At 69.3% G+C, this 19,239-nt stretch carries 22 protein-coding genes; 12 read left to right on the top strand and 10 right to left on the bottom strand.

Annotation, left to right across the window (positions count from 1 at the left end):
* A partial coding sequence (locus ACFYWG_RS33365; protein ID WP_389204456.1) for a WD40 repeat domain-containing protein occupies positions 1 to 531 on the top strand: 531 nt, incomplete at its 5' end.
* Between the two features lie 976 nt (positions 532 to 1,507).
* On the opposite strand, the gene ACFYWG_RS33360 is transcribed toward ACFYWG_RS33365, so the two are convergent.
* Positions 1,508 to 2,503, bottom strand: a complete 996-nt coding sequence (locus ACFYWG_RS33360) for a hypothetical protein (protein ID WP_383503185.1) — start codon at positions 2,501 to 2,503, stop codon at positions 1,508 to 1,510.
* Between the two features lie 308 nt (positions 2,504 to 2,811).
* Between ACFYWG_RS33360 and ACFYWG_RS33355 the strand changes: the two genes are divergently transcribed.
* Positions 2,812 to 2,982 carry a hypothetical protein gene (locus tag ACFYWG_RS33355; protein WP_383503183.1) on the top strand — a complete coding sequence of 57 codons (171 nt, stop codon included), beginning with the start codon at positions 2,812 to 2,814 and terminating at the stop codon, positions 2,980 to 2,982.
* Between the two features lie 149 nt (positions 2,983 to 3,131).
* On the opposite strand, the gene ACFYWG_RS33350 is transcribed toward ACFYWG_RS33355, so the two are convergent.
* The 4 genes from ACFYWG_RS33350 to ACFYWG_RS33335 all read right to left on the bottom strand — a co-directional run bounded on the left by ACFYWG_RS33350 (position 3,132) and on the right by ACFYWG_RS33335 (position 6,098).
* Positions 3,132 to 3,800, bottom strand: a complete 669-nt coding sequence (locus tag ACFYWG_RS33350; protein ID WP_383503181.1) for a hypothetical protein — start codon at positions 3,798 to 3,800, stop codon at positions 3,132 to 3,134.
* A gap of 87 nt (positions 3,801 to 3,887) precedes the next feature.
* Positions 3,888 to 4,583, bottom strand: coding sequence for a DCL family protein (locus ACFYWG_RS33345; RefSeq protein WP_383503179.1), 696 nt, complete (start codon positions 4,581 to 4,583; stop codon positions 3,888 to 3,890).
* 31 nt (positions 4,584 to 4,614) lie between these two features.
* Positions 4,615 to 5,688 carry a tyrosine-type recombinase/integrase gene (locus ACFYWG_RS33340; RefSeq protein ID WP_383503177.1) on the bottom strand — a complete coding sequence of 358 codons (1,074 nt, stop codon included), beginning with the start codon at positions 5,686 to 5,688 and terminating at the stop codon, positions 4,615 to 4,617.
* Positions 5,685 to 6,098, bottom strand: coding sequence for a hypothetical protein (locus ACFYWG_RS33335; protein WP_389204453.1), 414 nt, complete (start codon positions 6,096 to 6,098; stop codon positions 5,685 to 5,687). The genes ACFYWG_RS33340 and ACFYWG_RS33335 overlap by 4 nt, the downstream gene beginning before the upstream one ends.
* A gap of 234 nt (positions 6,099 to 6,332) precedes the next feature.
* Between ACFYWG_RS33335 and ACFYWG_RS33330 the strand changes: the two genes are divergently transcribed.
* From ACFYWG_RS33330 to ACFYWG_RS33305, 6 genes are all read left to right on the top strand, one after another.
* Positions 6,333 to 6,899: a hypothetical protein gene (locus tag ACFYWG_RS33330; RefSeq protein WP_383503173.1), complete on the top strand. Its 567-nt coding sequence runs from the start codon at positions 6,333 to 6,335 to the stop codon at positions 6,897 to 6,899.
* Positions 6,900 to 7,046: 147 nt separating this feature from the next.
* A complete protein-coding gene (locus ACFYWG_RS33325) occupies positions 7,047 to 7,370 on the top strand; it encodes a hypothetical protein (protein WP_383503171.1) in 324 nt (107 codons plus the stop codon).
* 11 nt (positions 7,371 to 7,381) lie between these two features.
* Entirely contained in the window at positions 7,382 to 8,029 is a 648-nt protein-coding gene (locus ACFYWG_RS33320) for a hypothetical protein (RefSeq protein ID WP_383503169.1), read from the top strand.
* Positions 8,026 to 9,072: a zeta toxin family protein gene (locus tag ACFYWG_RS33315; protein WP_383503167.1), complete on the top strand. Its 1,047-nt coding sequence runs from the start codon at positions 8,026 to 8,028 to the stop codon at positions 9,070 to 9,072. Before ACFYWG_RS33320 ends, ACFYWG_RS33315 begins: the two co-directional genes overlap by 4 nt.
* Positions 9,073 to 9,373: 301 nt before the next feature.
* The gene (locus ACFYWG_RS33310) at positions 9,374 to 9,550 is read left to right on the top strand and encodes a type I-E CRISPR-associated protein Cas6/Cse3/CasE (protein ID WP_383503165.1); all 177 of its coding nucleotides are present in this window, start codon (positions 9,374 to 9,376) and stop codon (positions 9,548 to 9,550) included.
* Positions 9,551 to 9,913: 363 nt separating this feature from the next.
* Positions 9,914 to 10,714 carry a DUF4145 domain-containing protein gene (locus ACFYWG_RS33305; RefSeq protein WP_383503163.1) on the top strand — a complete coding sequence of 267 codons (801 nt, stop codon included), beginning with the start codon at positions 9,914 to 9,916 and terminating at the stop codon, positions 10,712 to 10,714.
* 323 nt (positions 10,715 to 11,037) lie between these two features.
* Here the strand turns inward: ACFYWG_RS33305 and ACFYWG_RS33300 are convergent, their stop codons facing one another.
* Positions 11,038 to 11,346, bottom strand: a complete 309-nt coding sequence (locus tag ACFYWG_RS33300) for a hypothetical protein (RefSeq protein ID WP_383503161.1) — start codon at positions 11,344 to 11,346, stop codon at positions 11,038 to 11,040.
* Between the two features lie 549 nt (positions 11,347 to 11,895).
* Positions 11,896 to 12,024 (bottom strand): hypothetical protein, encoded by a 129-nt coding sequence (locus tag ACFYWG_RS33295; RefSeq protein ID WP_383503159.1) that lies wholly within the window; start codon positions 12,022 to 12,024, stop codon positions 11,896 to 11,898.
* Between ACFYWG_RS33295 and ACFYWG_RS33290 the strand changes: the two genes are divergently transcribed.
* On the top strand, positions 12,005 to 12,886 hold the full coding sequence (locus ACFYWG_RS33290) for an ATP-dependent DNA ligase (RefSeq protein WP_383685783.1): 882 nt from the start codon (positions 12,005 to 12,007) through the stop codon (positions 12,884 to 12,886). The two genes, ACFYWG_RS33295 and ACFYWG_RS33290, sit on opposite strands and share 20 nt — an antisense overlap.
* A gap of 645 nt (positions 12,887 to 13,531) precedes the next feature.
* Here the strand turns inward: ACFYWG_RS33290 and ACFYWG_RS33285 are convergent.
* Complete coding sequence (locus ACFYWG_RS33285) at positions 13,532 to 13,768, bottom strand: hypothetical protein (RefSeq protein WP_383503155.1); 237 nt, start codon at positions 13,766 to 13,768, stop codon at positions 13,532 to 13,534.
* Positions 13,769 to 14,182: 414 nt separating this feature from the next.
* Between ACFYWG_RS33285 and ACFYWG_RS33280 the strand changes: the two genes are divergently transcribed.
* A complete protein-coding gene (locus ACFYWG_RS33280) occupies positions 14,183 to 14,686 on the top strand; it encodes a hypothetical protein (protein WP_383503154.1) in 504 nt (167 codons plus the stop codon).
* A 286-nt stretch (positions 14,687 to 14,972) separates the two neighbouring features.
* Positions 14,973 to 16,121 carry a pentapeptide repeat-containing protein gene (locus tag ACFYWG_RS33275; RefSeq protein WP_383503152.1) on the top strand — a complete coding sequence of 383 codons (1,149 nt, stop codon included), beginning with the start codon at positions 14,973 to 14,975 and terminating at the stop codon, positions 16,119 to 16,121.
* A gap of 20 nt (positions 16,122 to 16,141) precedes the next feature.
* Here the strand turns inward: ACFYWG_RS33275 and ACFYWG_RS33270 are convergent, their stop codons facing one another.
* Together ACFYWG_RS33270 and ACFYWG_RS33265 are read right to left on the bottom strand one after the other, a co-directional pair.
* Complete coding sequence (locus ACFYWG_RS33270; protein WP_383503150.1) at positions 16,142 to 17,074, bottom strand: recombinase family protein; 933 nt, start codon at positions 17,072 to 17,074, stop codon at positions 16,142 to 16,144.
* A gap of 194 nt (positions 17,075 to 17,268) precedes the next feature.
* Positions 17,269 to 18,534, bottom strand: a complete 1,266-nt coding sequence (locus tag ACFYWG_RS33265; RefSeq protein ID WP_383503148.1) for a pentapeptide repeat-containing protein — start codon at positions 18,532 to 18,534, stop codon at positions 17,269 to 17,271.
* Between the two features lie 153 nt (positions 18,535 to 18,687).
* Here ACFYWG_RS33265 and ACFYWG_RS33260 point away from each other — a divergent pair, with 153 nt between their 5' ends.
* Positions 18,688 to 19,080, top strand: a complete 393-nt coding sequence (locus ACFYWG_RS33260; RefSeq protein WP_383503146.1) for a hypothetical protein — start codon at positions 18,688 to 18,690, stop codon at positions 19,078 to 19,080.
* Positions 19,081 to 19,239: the final 159 nt, after the last annotated feature.

The raw sequence follows: 19,239 nt of genomic DNA, 5'->3' as shown, positions 1-19,239 counted from the left end.
ACCCGCACCCCCGTCGGCCAACCCCTCACCGGCCACAAGGCAACAGTGTTCACGGTGGCGTTCTCACCCGACAGCACCCTCCTCGCCACCGCCGGTCGCGACGGCACAGTGCGGCTGTGGAACCCGGTCACCCGCACCCCCGTCGGCCAACCCCTCACCGGCCACAAGGCAACAGTGTTCACGGTGGCGTTCTCACCCGACAGCACCCTCCTCGCCACCGCCGGTCGCGACGGCACAGTGCGGCTGTGGAACCCGGTCACCCGCACCCCCGTCGGCCAACCCCTCACCGGCCACAAGGCAACAGTGTTCACGGTGGCGTTCTCACCCGACAGCACCCTCCTCGCCACCGCCGGCCACGACGGCACAGCGCGGCTGTGGAACCCGGTCACCCGCACCCCCGTCGGCCAACCCCTCACCGGCCACAACGGAGCGGTAATCGGGGCGGCGTTCTCACCTGACAGCACCCTCCTCGCCACCGCGAGTCAAGACCGCACAGTGCGGCTGTCGGTTGTTTCCGCCGATGCCAGATAGGTGCCCGCCCCCGTGCTGCTGGGACCTTTCACGCGTGCGGCGCTCACCTAGTAGACCTTGCGTCCGACCGGGGCCGCCCCCTCGATGCCACTCCCAACAGGCCGTCACCGTCGTTACCGCCTACTAGAATCACGGCGCCGCGAGGCAGCAGCTGGCCGCCCGGCGCACCGGCAACGGGTTCGAGGGGCGGCCCTCAGTCCGTGTCAGGGTGCGGCGCCACGAGGGGGAGCGCCGCAAACGGTGGTCAGTGTAGTAACCCCCGTGATCATCGGTCCGAATCACAGGCTCACGGCGCAGCGCGTGCGGCCGTCGAGTTTCCGGCGCCCTGGTCGCGTTCGACCTGCTGCGTCTGTGTGGCCGGGACTTCGTGGTCTGCCCGTTCCGCGAGCGTCAGGCCGCGCTGCAGGACCTGTTTCGCTCCGGGGCTTTGGTCGGAGCGGTGAGGCGGCACAGTCCCCGCTGCAGGATCCGCGCGACTCGAACGCGCGTGCGCGCAGGCCGGTTACCCTGGCGAGCGGGCGACCGGTGGCGGCCGCCCGGACAAGGAACCCCGCCATGAGCACCACGTCCCCGCCGATATCCGAGCCAGCCCCCTCCGCCCTCATCTGCCCGGGCAACAAGTTCGGCCCCTGCAGTTCCTGCCAGCGCCAGACCTGGCGGTACGGCAACGGTGGATCCCGGCTTTGCTAGTGGTGCATGGAGCCGGTGCAGCAGCAGTGGGGAACGACCGTCCGGCACAAGAACACGCGCGGCTAGGGCGCCCCTCGCGGGTCACGGCTACCTGGTGGCCCAGCTGCTCGCACAGGCCGGAACGGCGACCGGTAGGAGAAGCCCAGCAAGATCAACCTCACCGGGATTTCCTGTACCTCAACTACTCACACCCGCGCACCATCAGACCACTTGAGTCAGCCATCGACGAATGGCTCACGGCCCAAAGGTCGACGGGCCCAAGAGGTCCCGAGCTGCGCAAGGCAGGTCAGCCGGTCGATGCGCTGGCCTTCTGGGCGCGCCGGGTGGCCGCATCCTCCAGTCGCTTCTGCCGGAGCGTAAGTTCCTTCAGGCAGACCTTCATCGCGTCTTCGTTGAATCCCTGTTCCACCAGCTGGTGCCGGTGAGGCTGGTATCGCTCCCGGCTCATCCGAGCAAGGTGAGCGAAACCCTCAGCGAAGGGCCCGTCCACCCCCGGCGGCCGGGCGGCGCGGATCAGCCCGAACTCCTGCAACCGCTGGCAGCCGTCCTCCCAGGCGTCGCGGCGAAGCCCGAAGGTCTGCAGGCGATCGTTCCCGTACAGATAGACGCCGGACTGGAGGTGTTCAGTCGGCGCCCACTCGCTGAGGGCTCTCAGGATGAGCCAGGTCGCCACCTCCGAGGGGTTGAGCACCTGCACCCAACCGTTCAGGAAGAAGAGCGCAGGCACCGTGATCGTCCGCCCGGCGTGCCAGTGCTTGCTGGGTACGGTGTAGGAGTCCGGGGTCTGCAGAGACCCACGACCGGTCTCCTTCATGAGGGAGAACGCCTCGTACAGCCGCTGTCCCCTCTTTCCCCGCGGCACAGCCACCAAGGCCTCCTCGTGCCCCAGTCCTTCCAGCGTTCTCAGTGCTCCTTGGACTTGGCGCAGCCGCAGGTCTTCGAGTTCTCGGCCGGCGCTCGTGCTTCGCATGTACGTCCCAGACCGGGACTCATAGGCACCGTCAATGGCGACCAAGTCCGACCACGACCCGCGTCCGGACAGTGGCCGGGCGTTTTCCCAGGGCTCCTCCGGGCCCAGTCGGCACTGCGCCTCGAAGACCGCCAGCAGGTAGAAGCGCAGCGCGATCCCCTTGGGCAGAACCAGACGCATCAGCGTCGGCCGCCTTCCCTCCGGGGGCTGGAGCAGGGATGTGCGCAGAACGATGGCACTGGGCCGCCTCCCAGCGGTCCAGAGATTCTTCAGTGCCGCGCTCGCCTGGGCGACTGAGCGTTCCTTGTCCATTCGTCCCAGCCTCCGCAGCCGACGCGCGTTCGCCTCGCGAGCGTCACCCACAACCCTCCCCGCCCCTCACTGCATAGACGTTTTGATCCCAACGTTTTGATCCGCATATAAGAACTAGCTAATTAACTTGTGATTCTTGGCGCGGATCAAAACGTTGCCAGACCCCCCTTAACGATCTTGCAGACGGGCCGACCATGGAGTTGAGCCCTTTCGTAAGAGGGCTCGGCGGCGCGCCGCTCGCGACAAACGCGAACGGCCCCGGGTACGAGCCGGGGCCGCCTCGGTTCAGACAACTCTTTAGGAGACTAATGGCAAACAGTACAAATGGAAATCGCCCGGAGCCGCTGCCCCAGCGGTGGGCCATCATCCTGCTCGCGGGATTCGCGGCGGGAGCTGTGGTCTTCCCTCTCGCCGGCCTGCTCGCGGCCCTGGGCGCCGCCGGGGCGACTGTCGTCGGCATGCACACGCTGATGGCGTAGCGCGCAGCGCGTTCCGGGAGTGTCTCAAGCATGGCGGGGCCCTCCCGGAACGCGGGAGGTAGGAACCGGTCAACCGACGACGGGCGGGACGGGGAGGGCACGCGAGAGGGCCCGCAGCCAAGCCGCGGGCCCCCGTCGACCCCAGAGGGTTACAGCACCTGCACCGACTTCATGTCGGCAGGGAGAGGGCGCGTGCCCATGTGCAGCCCGGCGCGCTCCATGTCGACCAGGAGGTGGATCTCATCGTCGTCGTACGGCCAGCGAGCCACGGCGCCCTCGGTAAACAGATGCGCGAAGGTACGGCTCGGCAGGGTGTAGCCAACCTCCAGCGGCACCGAGGCCGGGCGTACCTCGTACGGCGCCTGAATGGCTCCGTGGAGCACGTGCGTTTCCAGGACCGGCACGGCGGTGCTGCGCCACGTGGTGACCGGCTGAGTCCACTCCAGCAGCCCGTCGCAGTCAGCCCCGTGCTGGGTCATGTCCAGGTGGGCTACGAACGGTGCCGTGAGGTTCCGTAGGCGGGCGGCGTTGCCCGTGCGGTCGGCGTCCGCTCCGGGGGACGCCCCGACCCGGATGCGGCGGCGGGCGATCCGGCCGAAGGCGAGCCGGGTCATGACGCTCGTGAACGCGGCGACCTGATGCGACGGCCAGGAGCCCGCCCGGGCCGGCGTCTGCCCGACCATGGCGGCAAGCCAGTCCGGGAAGCGTCCGTCACGCAGCCGGGTGGCCACGGCGTGCAGATGCTTCACCTGGTCGGGGTCGGCCAGCATGTCGGCCAGCTCGGCCTCTGCCGCGTCTTCGTGGATGGTGCGGCCCACAGGGCCTCCTTCGGGTCGGTCGGGTGAATGGCCAGGTGAGACCGGCGGTGGCGTTGTCCTCCCCGCCGTCGACCCGCTGGAAGCCGTTCATGGAGCGGGAGTGCCGAATCCATCCGCCCGCCGCAGGTCCGACAGGTTGACCCGCTTCAGCACCGGACGCAGCACGGCACGCTCCTGGTGGTGGTCCTGCCAGCGCCCTTCAAGCACTTTGTCCTCCAGCTCTATGTAACTGACCCCGGAACCCGGGTCGGGCAGGATTCGGAAAACGTCCGCGCCACCGTTCTCAGCGATGAACCCTTCGGCCAGGACGAGGAACGTCGGGTCCGCATGGTCGATGTGCAACTCGGCAGCGGACGGGATCGGTGCCCCTGTGACAGAGCAGACCAGCGGCTGCCCGGAGCCGAGCACCGCGTTCCGCGCGGCCGCCACCTGATCGGCGACCGCGTGCCGCAACGCCGCGAGCACCTGGATGCGGTGTCCGAGCGGAGTCAGGCAGGCGTTCCACGAGAAGTCGGTCACCTCGCCATCGAGCCGTACGAGGGCGAGCCCGACGCTTCTGCGGCCATGATCGGTGTGGGCGATGACGCGGAAGTGCGCGATGCCGGGGCCCCGCTTGAGGTCGTACTCGGGGTGACGTTCGAGAAGGCCGCGGAGGAACGCGTCGTCGTCGGGGTCGGTGACGTCACCGCCGACGCCGTACCGCTGGACGATGCCGCGGCAGACGTCCCGGACGGCCTCCTTGGTGGGGTAGTGGGTCGCACCGATGGTGATGCCTCTGGGCACGGCGTTCTCCTGCCTGTCGGGTGTTGGGAGGTCAGGTGAGGCCGGCGGTGGCGTTGTCCTCCCAGCCGTCGACCCGCTGGAAGTAGCCGTTCATAGAGCGGGAGTGCCGGGCCCATCCGCCTTGGTCCGCGATGGCCACGGCGTCCTTCCCCTTGCGGCGGGCGGTCGTGGCCAGGCCGATGCGAAGGGAGTGGCCGGTCCAGGCGAGCGGGACCCCGGCGCGGACGCTGATCCGCTTCACGGCCCGCGTGACGGAGTCGGGGACCATGCCGCCGGTGACGTTGCCGTGCCGGTCGACGCCGACGAACGCGGGCGCGTCCGGCTCGGACCAGCGCGGCGGGGCCTCGGCGGCGAGGCGGGCCCGGTACGCCTTCCACGCCTCAACCGGGCAGACCTCTGGGTCCGACTGATAGTTGATCTTCGCGTCACGGACGCTGTGCTTGGTCTTGCCGGTGAGCACCGACACGACCAGGCCGTGCGACGTCAGGGCGATGTCCCCGACGAGGAGGCCGGCGGGGTCCTGGGCGCGAGAGGCGTAGTGGAAGCCGGTCAGGATGAGCGCCTTGTCCCGGGCCCCGGCGAGGGTGTCGGGACAGGCCCTCACCACCCGGTACAGGTCCGGCACCTCGGCGGCCGCCGCCTGGCCCCGCCCGCGCCGCTCCCCGGCCTTGAGGAGTTCCACGGCGGCCGCCTCCAGCGTGGCGCGCGCCTGCGCCTGGTCGTCCCGGCTCACCTTGGCGCCCCGGCGGCGCAGCTCTACGACGGTCCCGGCGAGGATCGTGCTGGCCGACGAGGCGGCGTAGCCCTTCCCGTCCGTCCGGCCCCGGTCCAGCAGCCACACCACGAACGCCACCAGGGAGCCGCGGGTGGCCTCCAGCTCCGGGAACTCCTGGTCGGCACAGAACCGCTCCCAGACGCGCCACGCCTTCGCGTACGTGTCCGTCGTGTTCGTCGGCCGAAGTCGCCGCTGCACCTCGTCCGCGAAGTCCTCCGCGTCGGCAAGGCGCCGGGCGACCTCCACGCCGTGGCGCTGCGCCCACTGGACGACGAGGGCGGGCCGCTCCTCCCCGGCCGGGAGCGCCGGCACCTCCGCCGCGGTGCTCACCGCGCCCCCTTGCGGTGTGCTGCGGCTCGCTGCGCCTTCCTGCGGTGCAGCTCGCTGGGGAAGGGGATGGTGCGCCAGCGCTCGCCGTTGTGCCCGGGGATTCCGCGCCAGGGCGCCACGACGTGCATGAGGTAGTCCCAGACGAGAGCCCTCTCGTCCAGCTTCTCCGGGCGGTGGTCGCTGATCAGCTCCCACAGGTCGTCCAGGCGTCCCCCGACGGCTTCGTGGAACGCCTGCACCATCCGGGCCTCGGGGGTGTCCGGCCGGTACCGGCCGTAGACCTCGGCGCAGCGTGCTTCGAGGAACGTCCGCAGCTCTTCTACGTCGTTCAGGGTGAGGGCGGTGGCGTAGAAGTCGGGGGAGTGTTCCAGCGTCTCGGGGGCGTCGGTCATGTACGGCTTGGCGGCCATGACGGGGCGTCTCCTCACATGTGAGGCGCGGAACCTGACCTCCTGTCACGCCCCACGCCTGGCATCGGATAAGGAGAGGTTATCCGAGGCGAGACGCGCCGTGTCGCCACATCACCCGAAACGAGTGCAGAATTCTCGCTAGTTTCTCGCTGGTCTAGACGGAGGGGGCCCGGGAGGACACACTGCCCGTGAAGACCAGGGAGAACCAGGTAAGAATCTGCCGAAAGGCTACAAGTGAAGATCACGATCGAGGGCGCGAGCGAGGAGTTCGCTGAGAAGGTGCTCGCGCTCGCCGCGCAGCAGGGCGCGGAGCTAAGCGTCGCCACCGTACAGACCGGGTGGACCGTCGACCGCGCCGAACGCTACCTCCGCTCCCTCCCCGCCGGCGCCCGCCGGTTCGCCGAGATGGTCATCGTGGACGGCGACGGCTACCTCGACGCCGACCATCTCCGCTCCGTCATCGGCCGGTTGAACGGTCCGACGGTCGCCCTATCCCGCGCGGTCCCGCGCGGCGTGAAGGCGGGCTGGTGGCCAGAGGGCACCCCGGCGCCGATCACCCCGGTGTCCAACCCGGACAACCCCAGTTGGCACCAGAACATCGCCTACCGGATGGACAAGGACGACGTGCTGCCCGTCTTCCGAGAGGCCCTCGTGCGCTTGGCCACCCCGCACAAGGGCACCGAGCCCGAAGCCGGAGCCGCCTGGGCGGGTGACGCCCCCAGCGCGCTCGCCCCCGCGCCCGGCTGGGGATCGACGGACGACGTGCCGCGCGTGACGTTCGACGCAAACAGGGACCGGTGACGGCCGGGACTTGCGGGGCTAACCCCGCGCTCCCGCACAGTCGGCGCGGCCCGGCTAATCGGCGGGCCGTACCGGCTTGATGGAGGTCACCCGTGCTCCCCGCCCGCAGCGCCGTCCGCTCCGTTCACCTCGCGGAGTGAGGCAACCATGTCGCTGCTCATCGACGCCGTGCCCGACCTGCTCAGCGCCATCGGCGCCGCCGCTTTGATCGCGCTCGCCTCCGCCGCATGGCGCCGCCTGTCGATTCGCCGGGCGGCCGCGTGCGCTGCGCCGGAGGAGTCCCGCACGCTCCGCCACTACACGCTGCTGCGCACCGTCGGCCCGGACGGCGCCCCCCGGCAGTACGAGACGACCCGGCCCCCCGGCACCGTCATAACCCACCGGGTGGACGGCCGCCCGCAGCGCTTCGAGCTGACCGACATCCCCCTTGGCGACGGCACCTTCGCCGCCGAACCTTACGACCACCTGTGACAGGAGCCCTCGTGCACGACTTCCTGCCCGCCGTCCGCTTCGCCCGCATCACCGACGCGGCCCGCCGACACGTCTCCTTCATCGCCACCGCCGAGGAGCACTTCGACTGCTTGGTGGCCGCCTACCAGCTCGAGGACGACCTGACCGTGGAGGCATTCGAGTTCACCGACGCCTCGATCGTCCACGCGACCCGGCAGTGGCTGGCAGAGGAGGAGCAGAGGGGGGACGGCCGTCCCCCCATGGTGATGGTCGGCTCGATCGAGAACGGCCAGTGGGTCACCTGGAACCTAAAGGCAGTCGAACACCCGCCCGTGCCCGACGACAATGTGCACTACGCACACGTAAGGGGGAAGAGCATGCTCAACGGCATCTCCATCACTGACCAGTTGGAACCGCACGAGTGGTCCAACGAGGAGACGGCGGCCTACGAAGCCGCGATCGAGGCGATCAACGGAGCGGTGGGCGCCTACAGCGCGGTCATCTCCGCCGAGGAGGCCAAGGCCGTCCCGGACCACAGCGTCATCGAGGCCGCCCGCGCCGCACAGACGCAGCTGGCCCGCGAACGCGAGGGCCTGAACTCCTCCGACCGCGAGCAGATCGCAGCAGCCCGGGCCCGCTACGCACAGCTCGCCCGCGAGGTCCTGGCGGGGATCGCGTGATCGACCCCGCGGAAGTCGAACGGCACCGACTGCCCGAGGAGGAGAACGAGCGGATCTTCCGCGAGCGGATCGTGCCCGACCTGCTCCAGGGCCGCGCTTCGCAGGAGACGCCTACGGTCGTCTTTCTCGTCGGCCAGCCCGGCGCCGGCAAGAGCCGGGTCACCGAGATGGTCGCCGCCCAGCTCAACCGGCACGGCGGTTTCGTGGACGTCGACAGCGACCTCTACAAGCCGTACCACCCGGCGTACGCAGAGCTGATGGCCCAGGACGACACCCTCATGGCCGCCTACACCCGCGCCGACGGACGGGCCTGGATGGCGCAGGCAGAACAGTACGTCCGCGACCACGGCCTGCACGCCATCATCCAGGAGACCTCCCAGAACGCTGAGGCCGTCGAGCAGAAGATGCGCGCCTACCGGGCCGCCGGCGCACGCATCGAGGGGCTGTTCATGGGGGTGCCGCAGGCAATGAGCAACCAGGGCATCGTCGCCCGGTACTTCGAGCAGCTCGCCGACCGCGGCCAGGGACGGCTCACCGTGCAGGCCAACGCCGACGAGTCCTACCGCGGCATCCTCGAGCTGGCCGACCGCGTCGACACCGGCACGCTGGTCGACCTGGCCAGCGTATACCGACGCGGCGAGGCCAAACCCCGCTACAGCAACACCCTGGACGAGACGAGGGCCTGGACGAACCCACCGGCCCTGCGGCAGAGCCTCGAAAGCGAACGCGCCCGCCCCTGGACCGACACCGATAGCACCGGCTTCGTCGCCACACAGCTGCGGTTGCGCGAGGCAAGCCGCGGTCTCGGTGGCGAATGGCCCGCCCGTCTCGCCACCATCGAAGCCCAGGCCCGCCCGCTGCTGACCCCCGCCGCCGGCGCCCGGCTCGCACCGGCCAGGCCATCGACGGCGGCGGCACGCTCCCGCAGCACCACCACGGGCAGGCGGCCGTCGGCTGGCGGAGGAGCGAAGCCATCACAGCGGCCGCCGACCGAGGGCTACCAGCCGTCCGAACCCGAGCAACGCCGGGGACCGAGCAGATAGCCCTGGGCAACGTCCCGCAGGCGCTCACCGGCACCTGCGGGACGGCCCACCATCCGCCTCACACTGCGCACCGCCAGCTCTCGTCCTCCTGCCCTCGTCGCAGCACCAGGTGCACCACGGAGGCGCGGACGCATGACAACGCGGGCCCCGGCGGTCCCCTCAAAGGGGACCGCCGGGGCCCGAAGATTATCTGGCCAGATAGATCAACCATCTCAGGCCTCCAGGACCGCCTGGTGGCGCTGACCCGCAGCGAGTGCCTCTGGCCCGCCGGAGGGTCCGCCCGCCACACAGCGCGTCCCGCATGACCCGCCCCCGCGGCCAAGGCGCTCCCCGCATGCGCCACAGCCTGCTCCGCTACGACGGCACCGCCACCATCACCGACCCCGACACCCTCCGATACGCCGTCATCCGCGGCATCCGCCGCGGCAAACCGTACGGCGCCGGACTGCTCAACCTCGCACCCGCAACAACCGCATGAGTGCGCCACGACGGAGCGGCGACATCTGACCACCCTGGCCCGCCACGGCACCCGCGTCGTCTGCGTCGGAGCGGGCGGCGTCCGCGGCTACGCCGGCATCCTCCCGGCACCGCGAAGGGCCGCACCGGCCAACCGACATCAGGCGTCAACGGCCACCTGAGTCCGGACCTGCCGCCAGGCATCAGCAGCCGGAACGAGACGACCGCCGCGGCCGATCACGGTGACGTTAGCCCGACCTCGGGGAGCGTCGGTACAGCAGTCGGCGCAGAGCGCCGGGGCTGTTCGTTCCTGCCGGAACGTCGGTCTCCCAGTGTTGAAATCTCCCTCTCGAAAGGGCTGTTGTGGCTGGCAGTATGTGACGTCATGACGAACATCTTGAACCGGGAGCTTAGGGTCATCTCTCAAGGCCTTTCGGGGGATCACCTGGAGGACTGGCCCCCCATCCCGTGCCCCACGTGCACGCGAGGCGTTCTGCTCCCGGACCCCGACTCCTTCGTGTCGGAGGAGTCGGCCACCAGCCAGGCCTGGACGATCCACGAGGCGTGGGAACCAGACTGGATCCACGGTGGCTTCCACGGCGTTCTCACGTGCCGGAAGAAGACGTGTGATCGCGTGCGCGTCATCGGGGAGATGAGCGTGGGTGGCTCAAGTCGGCGCGGCGAACAGTACGAGACCTGGTGGACGCCCACCTTGTTCCTGCCAGCGTTGCCCCTGCTCGAAAACCGCAAGCTCTGCCCCCCGGAGGTCGGGGAGCGAGTGGACGCCGCGGCCAAGATCCTCTGGCTCGACCCCAGCGCTGCCGCGAACAGGATCCGGGCGGCGGTCGAAGCCCTGATGGACGACCGGGGTGTCATCCGCAAGCAGCTCAACGCCAAGGGCAAGGTAGACCGGCTCGACCTTCACGCCCGCATCAGTAAGTTCAAGAAGGCCCTGCCGCAGCACGCGGATGCTGCGGACCTGCTCCTGGCCGTGAAGTGGATCGGGAACGTGGGCAGCCACGAGGACGTGCTCCGCGTTCCCGACGTCTTGGAGGGGGTCGAGTTCCTGGACCACGCCCTGTCTCAGATCTATGGGAGAAGCCCCGACGACGTGAAGAAGAGGGCAGCTGAGGTCACCGCTCGGCGCGGGCGCCCAGAAGGCTTCTCCGTCGAAGTGCCCTTCTAACCTGTTCCCGGAGTTTGTTACTTCGGAAGTGCCGCACTTCGGCTATCTGGCACTTCTCCCATCACGCGTCGAATGCCGGGCTCCGCGAGTCCCGGACTCCGGGACTCCTTACCGGAAATGGGCAGGTCAGAAGCTTTGGTCTTGGAGGGGCAACCCCATCCGGCAGCTCGCTCGATTGCGAGGAGCAGGGCAGGCTCCCACCCGGCGGCCGTCAGGTCGGCGGTGTCGGTCAGGCCCGCCTCGACGAGTACGGACAGCTGCATCGCGTGCTCGATCCCCTCGGCCCACGCCGCCGTAGGGCCTTGCGGCAGGACAGCCGCGCTTCAAGTTTCCTCGGTGGTGTCCGGCTCGCCGGAGCGGCGCACCTCGGTCAGGGCGCGGCCGCACGCGGCGACGTCGCCCGGGAGGACGACGGCCTGTTCGGCGTCGGGCTGCCGGGGCGCCGGGGAGGTCTTCGGGCTGACGCCGCGGCGGAGCTGCTCCATGCGGGTGAGCAGGGGGACCCACGAGGGTTTGCCGGCCATCTGGGCGTTGGTCTGCTCGACGGCGCGGGTCCAGGCGCGGTAGAGGCCTCGCGGTTCCAGGGGAGTCCCGGGCGGGACGGGGTGCTCGCCGCGGTGGTTGGGGTGCACGGAGACCGACAGCGCCGTGGTGGCTGCGACTCCGAAGGTGCCGGAGTCTGTGACTTCGGCAGTCTGGCAGCCCGCGCATGGCCCGCTGCACCCGACACGGGAGCAGCCTCTTCGAACGGGCCTAGATCGAACGTGTGAGCGAGGAAAGAAGGGAGCCGGTCCCGGCTCGACCGTGGCGGGCTACGGACGGTCCAGCGCCGACGGTATGGACGTGGCCGCCCACCGACCCTCCTGCTCTGTGGGTCTGGTCGCAGGGGCGGTGGCGGTGGGCGACGGTGGCGGCCCGGCACGATTACAGCGACGGACGGATGGCCTACCAGGTACTCGTCGACCTGGAGGGCTCGACGTCGGTCACCGCACGCACCTACGTATGGCCGCAGGAAGGCCTACGTGTCGCACACCGCAGCGCCGCCTCTCCGACGAGGAAGCCGGGGGGAGGCGGCGGTTTCCCTTCTCGGCCCTTGCGGCGACGAACGGAACGCGCCGCGAAGGGTGACCGGGAGGGGGCGTAGCCACCCAGCCTCTACCTGCGGAGTCCCCTTTCGAGCGTCAGCACGCACCGTCGACCGTCTGGGCGAGCGCAGCGGCAGTGAGAACCAGGTGGGGGAAGACGTCGAGCCTGCCTCCGCCCTCGACCAGCTGGTCGCTGCCCGAGCCGATGCGCGCTGCACCGGTCAACGATCCGACGTTGCCTCCCGGGTGGGCGGCGCAGTTGAAGTTCGATGGCTACCGCGCCCTCGCCGGCCGGTGGGCAGACAGCCGTATCCCCGTCCGCTCGCGCAACGGCACGGACCTGACCCGGGCGTTCCCCGAGGCTGCTGACGCGGTCTACCGCCTACCGGACGACACGGCCGTGGACTGCGAGCTGGTCGTGTGGGAGGCGGGCAGGCTGGCGTTCGAGCGTCTGCAGCAGCGCATGCACCGCCGCGGCGCGGGGGCCGTGCGTGCGGCCGCCGAGTTCCCGGCGCACCTGGTCGCGTTCGACCTGCTGCGTCTGCGTGGCCGGGACCTCATGGGCCGCCCGTTCCGCGAGCGCCGGGCCGTACTGCAGGACCTGTTTCGCTCCGCGGCTCTGCCTCCACCGTGGTCGCTGTGCCCGACCACGACCGATCCGGGGGAGGCGGCCGCGTGGCTGGCCGACTACCCGGCGGTCGGGATCGAGGGCCTGGTCCTCAAGTCCCTCGCAGGGCGGTATGTGCCAGGCTCGCGCAGCGACTGGAAGAAGTACAAGGCGCGGCACACCGCGGAGGCATTGGTCGGCGCGGTCACCGGCAGCCCGGCCGCGCCCAGCACGGCGCTGCTGGGCCGCTACAGCGAGGCCGGGCGCCTGCGGTACGTCGGCCGCACCACAGTGCTGGGAGCGGCCACCTGGCGGGCCCTGGCCGACCGGCTGCACCCGGCGGCGAGCGGCCACCCGTGGAAGGGGCGCACCTTCACCGCCGGCTGGAGCTCGCGGGACCCGCTGCTGGTGCACCTGGTCGTGCCGGACGTGGTCGCTGAGGTAGCCGTCGACGTCGCTCGGGACGCTGCAGGCCGATGACGGCACCCCGTGCGTCTTTTGCGCCTGCGGGCAGACATCGGGCCGGACGAGGTCCCTCTCTTCGAGGCGGAACAGTGAGGCGGCACAGTCCCCGCTGCAGAGTCCGCGCGGCTCGAACGCGCGTGCACGCAGGCCGGTTACCCTGGCGAGCGGGCGACCGGTGGCGGCCGCCCGGACAAGGAAGACCGCCATGAGCACCACGCCCCCGCCGATCTCCGAGCCGGACCCCTCAGCCCTCATCTGCCCCGGCGACAAGATCGGCCCCTGCAGCTCCTGCCAGCGCAAGACCTGGAAGTACGGCAACGGCGAATCCCCGCTCTGCCAGTGGTGCATGGAGCCCGTGCAGCAGCAATGGGGCCACCACTGTCCGACACAAGAACACGCGCGGCTAGGGCGCTTCTCACCGCTGACGACTGCTGGTCTCCTCGGCTGCCCTCGAGGCTTGGGCGGGTAGCTGCCGGGGGCCTTCGCCGGCCAATGCAGTTGCTTTTGAGCTGGAGAGGTCGTTGCCCACTGGATCACTCCGACGAGGGTGTGGAGCCCGTATGAGGGGGAGTTTCCCGACGCAAGGCCGGAGGGGACCCGGGGGGTCCCGCCCAGTCGCAGTTCGCAGCACGTCTCGGCGCTCAGACGGGCTGCGGCCGGTCATGGGCTGCGCCCGATCAGGGAGTGCAGCACCGGCACCGAGGAGCCGGCCGCTGTCAGCCCGGCCAGCACCGCGCCTGCAACGGGCGTCCCGGTCAGGACGGTCAGGCCACCGGCCACCAGCCCGATGACGAGCGCGGCGAGCAGGACGACGGTGGTGCGCAGGGATAGGAACGGCGGCTCTGGCGCGGAGCCGCCCGATGTGGGACCTACTGGCGGCGGTGTCATCTGGGTCATGGCACCACCATGCCTCCGTACACGTCGTTGACCTGCATAAACCGAACAACGTCGGCGACGTACGAACGTCCCGGGCACACCTTCAAACACCTCCCCCATCGTGGTAGTGCTTCGCCACGGCGGCGGTCTGCTCATCATCGAGCACGGTCGCCACGGTGGTTATCTGGGGGACGAAGGCCCTTCGCGCAGGTCAGACAGCCTGATCCGCTGCCAGGCAAGTAAGGCAAGTGCGCGGCTCTCCAGGAAGTGTTTCGACCGAAGCACTTCCTGGACTCCTGTTCGGCGGGGCGCCTCGGCTTGGTGCCGCCGTTACCCAGTGCGGCTACGTCGGGCCGACGTGCGGGTGATGCTGCGGGATGGCCTGCATAGCCCGACAGATTCGGCGCCTACGGTGCTCCTATGATGCCTATTCCAGTGACCACCACCCCGCTGGTGACCGACTGGATTCTCGCCTGGGCAACCATCGCTGGCGCTGTCGGTACCGTCAGTGCGCTATTTACCGCAATCGCCCTCGTCAGGCGGGAAGCGCGGCGAGACCTAGCTCAACGGCAGAACGAGCGGCGAGCCCAGGCCCGGCTCGTGTACGGCTTCATCAGCCTCCCCGACGGTGCCGAGCCCACCATCCTGCTCGTGAATGACAGTGACCAGCCGATCTACCGGTTGTGGGTGAAGAGGCAGAGGGACCTTGAGGACTTTTGGCACCTCATGATCCCAGCCAAGCAGCGCGTCATGATGGCCGTGGATAGTGACGAGGCCAGCTGGTACGAGGCGTTTGCCTCTACCTACGCCCGCCCCGTCGAATTCGAGTTCACCGATGCGAACAGCGTCACTTGGCGCCGCACACGCGACGGCCAACTTCTGGAGCTCACCGGGTTCGGGGAAGCCGTCCCAGGCGCACCTCCCGCACCGATCCGATGAAGCCGGGCCTGACGGGTGTGCGGGGAGCATCGGCTGCCTAACCTGCGACCTCGTTTCGGCCGAAATGAAGTTGGGGCCGACACGTATGTGCCCAACGTGCCTGGCACCCCTCGGATATCCGTCAGGCATGTGGGTCCGAAGGGCACCTGCCTAACGTGCCTGACGCTCTTCGGCACCCGAGATAACCAAGCACCTTGCATTCTCTCGGGTGGTCTTCGCACCGCGAAAGACCATGCAGCGATGTCTTTCCGAAGGTCCCCCTCGGTACTTGCGATGTGCTGAGGGCATGACGGAAACGACGAACCCAAAGCCGAACTGGCGGCTGGTCGCTGGTCTAGCGGTGCTGACATTGGCCGGGGGGACCGTGGCCATCTGGCTACTCCCGTGGTTGCTCGATGACCACTGGCTCAACGGCATGGCTACGGGCCAGGCTCGGGCGACCACGGTGTCGGGGATGCGCACAGCACTTGTGGCCTTGGGTGCTGGGTTGGTAGCAGTCGTGGGCCTCTTCTACACCCACCAGACCTGGCAGCAGACCCAAAGCAGAGACTCTGATCAGAGGCAGTTGACCTGGGAGGGGCAAGTCACCGATCGGTTCAGCAAAGCCGTGGAGCAGATTGCCTCGGACAAGCCCGTCGAGCAACTCGGCGGGATCTATGCGCTGGAGCGCATCATGCGGGACTCAGCGAAGGACCACGCCACCATCGTTGAGATCCTTGGCGCATTCGTTCGCGAGCATGCCCCCGCCCAGTACGAGCCCCGCGTGCACGGGCTTCTGTCCCCCGCCCGCCAGCGCTGGCAGGCCGCGGCGGCACGAGTCGCCGTGCTGCTAGGCGGACACACTCAGCCCTATGTGCACCTGCGTCCGACCGAACCGGTACAGGCGGCACTGACAGTGCTCGGCCGTCGGCCACGGGATCGTGACGAGCACGAGCCCTTCAAGCTCAACCTTGCAATGACAAACCTAGGCTGGGCGACCTTGGTCGAGGCTCACCTGCAAGAGGCGTCCCTGGTGCTGGCTCACCTGGAGGGGGCGTTTTTGATCAAAGCCGACCTGAAGGGGGCCCACCTGGGGGGCGCCCACTTGGAGGGAGCGCATCTGATCGAGGCGGTCCTGAAGGAGGCCGACCTAGGAGGCGCTCACCTGGAGGGGGCCTACCTGGTCGGGGCCCACCTGCAAGGAGCCTGCTTGGCTGAGGCCCACCTGCAAGGGGCCACATTGGCCGGGGCGGACCTGACAGAGGTCCAACTGACCAGGGCGGACCTGAGGGAAGTACAGGACCTGACAGTCGAGCAGCTGGTCTCTGCCCGCCCCACCCCGAGCACTAAGCTCCCGGAACACCTCGCTGCGGATACTCGGGTCATGGCACGGATCGCCGCCGTGGTAAAGGAAGGACGGCCGACTGACCTTCTGTCAGGCCCCTCGTCGTCCTGAACTGACATCGGACATCTGTTTCACAGCCCACGGATGGCGCCGACGCGGTCGGCGTAGGCCCGGTAGGCCTTCCGGACCGCCGGTGCCGCCCCGTCGGCGGCGATAGCGGCACACACCTCCAGAGCCGCCCGGTGAACGCTGAGCGGTGCCGCCACCCGCAGCGAGTAGCCCTGGCCCCGCCGGATGGTCCGCCCGCCACGCAGCGTGTCCCGTACGACGACGTCGGCCGCATCCTGCAGATGTTCGGCGAGCAAGCCTGGCACGTCGATACTCACCACCTGGTCGGCAGGCGCGGAGGCCTCGGGCTCGGAACTCTCCTCACCGCCCAACTCGCCCAGCAGCTCTCGCGGGTCGCTCGGCACGTCGCGTGCGCCGGCGGAGTCGAGTACGCGTCGGATGACCTTGGGGTCAACGCTGTACTCCCGGGCGAGGGCCTTCACCGCGGCGCCCTCGTCCTGGTAGGCGGCGACGATGGCGGCGGCCTGCTCGGAGCTGAGGCGGGCTGGCCTGCCCAGGACCTTGCCCGCGCTCCGCGCAGCCGCGACGCCGTCCCTCGTGTTTTCACTGATCATGTCCCGCTGAAATTCGAGCACCCCGGCGAGCATCGTGACGAACAGTTTCGTCATCGGGTCCTCGGAGGTGAGGTCCATCCCGGACCAGGCACCGGACGCAATGCGCAGATGCAGGCCGCGCCGCCGGAGAACGTCGCGGACATCGAGCACGTCCTGGACCGAGCGGAAGAGGCGCGCGGCGTCCGCCAGGCGCACGACGTCACCGACTGCCGCCTCGTCGAGCAGGCGCTGAAACCCGGGCCGCTTCAGCGGGTGCAGGCGGCTTGAGGTGGCCGGGTCCTCGTAAACCGGCGACCCACTGGCGAGGTAGGGGTCCATGTGGTGCTTCTGCCGCAGATTCGTCTGCTTGTCAGTCGAATGCCGCATATAGAGCCGGTCCACGATCGAGTCCCCTCCGAGAGCGGGCGGGCCGCAGGGCAGCAACGGCCGTTCCGAGCACTCTACGGGGGCGAAAAGGGGAGGCGCAAAGATGCCGCACGCCGCATTGGATTGATCACGGGATTTCCGTAAAGGCTGATTGGATCATCCAATCGCGACAGAAGGGGGCGCAGACGACCGTTTACGCCCCCTGGGCGTTACGGATTCCAGGCCCAGGGAAGTTCGACTGCGGCAGGAACGGGAGTACCCACGGCGTCAAGAAGCCCTTGCGGGGGTGACCCCGCTGCGGTGCCGAAGGACACCATGCTGCCGGAGAACGTCGCGCCGCCGAACAGCACCGTGCCGCCGGAGAAGTGCGCGTATTCGAAGGACACCCCGCCGCCGGAGAACAGCACGTCGCCGAAGGACACCGTGCCGCCGGAGAAGTTCGCGAAGTCGAAGGACACCGTGCCGCCGGAGAACAGCGCGCCCTTGAAGGACACCGTGCCGCCGGAGAACGTTGCGCCACGGAAGGACACCGTGCCGCCGGAGAACGTCGCGCCGTCGAAGACCACCGTGCCGCCGGAGAACCTCGCGCCGTCGAAGACCACCGTGCCGCCGGAGAACCTCGCGTCGTCGAACAGCACCATGCCGCCGGAGAACCTCGCGCCGTCGAAGGACACCCTGCCGCCGGAGAACCTCGCGCCCTTGAAAGACACCCTGCCGCCGGAGAACCTCGCGCCGTCGAAGGACACCCTGCCGCCGGAGAACCTCGCGCCGTCGAAGGACACCCTGCCGCCGGAGAACAGCGCGTCGCTGAAGTTCATAGGGCCGTCGATGATGACGTCGGTGAGGTCGAGGTCGTAGCCCTGCCAGGAGCGGTGGGTCCCCTGGGGGCGGCGGTAGTGGTCGCCGATGAGGCGCAGGATCGTGTGCCGGACTTTACGGAGGGCGAGGTAGCGGTGGTGTTCGTCTTGGTGGGCGGGGTCGTCGCCGGGGTCGGGGGTGAAAGGAAGCTGGAGGTAGGCGCACAGGACGTCGATGCAGGTCTGGCGCAGGCTGTGATCGGGGGCGTCGTCGGCGAGTCCGGCCAGGGCGTGGACGCCGCCGAGCTGGACGGCCGGGGAGTCCGAGCCGAGTTGCTCGACGGCCTGGGAGAAGCGTTCGGTGTGGAGCCGGGTGGCTTCGCGGTGGGCGCCGGCCTCGTCGACGCGCTGGCGGCGGTAGGCGACGACCAGGGCGACGAGCGCGCCGGCCCCGGCGACCACGCCGAAGGAGAGCTTCACCAGGTCGAAGAGAGTCTTGGCATCGAGTTTCTTGGTGGTGTCGATCGCCTGGAAGTCCAGCAGGTACACCAGGCCGTAGAAGACTCCACCGGCCACCAAGACCGCGGCCACGAAGGTGACGGTCAGGGCCCGGCCGACCTTCCAGAGCCGCAGCTCCCGGTCATCCGCGCTTGGCCGCGGCCGTCGGTTGGCTGTCATGAGGGGAAGGACGGAGACCCGCGAGCCCGCGGTTGCGGTGCTCACGGTTCAGGCGGAGCTGGCCGGACGTCCCCGTGGTGTCTCTGATCGCTCCTGTGAGTGATTGCGAGCCTGGCCGCGTACCCGCTCGATCGAGGCGCGGGTTAGCCGCTCATGCGACCTCTTGCGATCAAGTCGGCCGTCACCGCGGCGGCCACCGTCCTGCTGCTGGCCCCCTCGGCGTCCGCTGCGGTGCCGATGAGCGCGAACGACACCAACGAGGAGGTGACGATCTCCGTGAAAGGCCGAGGCCTGCACGTAGACACGATCACCGTCACCAGCAGCAAGCAACGCAACTACGAGGCCTTCCGCGTCTACCGGCACACCGGCTCGTCCGCCAGCCAGTCGAACGTCACCCGCTGGAAGACGGCCCGCTTCCACAACGCCGGCATGACCCGGCTCGCCGCTGCCTCCTGGAAGGTCAACCGGACTTTCCCGCACGGGACATGGCTGTGCGCGATGGCCAAGCAGTCGTCCGGCAGTCCCTGCATTCGTGTCCACCGTTGACCCGGCTCGCACACGAGAGCACCCGGCCCCGTAAGGCGGGCCGGGCGCTCGGTCAGGACCCGGGCTCATGACCTAGGCGTGCCCGGAGTCCTGCTCGCGCTTCCGCACGGGGGACGGCGTGACGCGATCACCATGCCAACGTCAGGGTCGTTCGACGCC

The organism is Streptomyces sp. NPDC003456, assembly GCF_042878735.1.
GTDB lineage: Bacteria > Actinomycetota > Actinomycetes > Streptomycetales > Streptomycetaceae > Streptomyces.
Note: the sequence above shows the minus strand (reverse complement) of the source record. Positions and strands in the feature narration are given on the sequence as shown.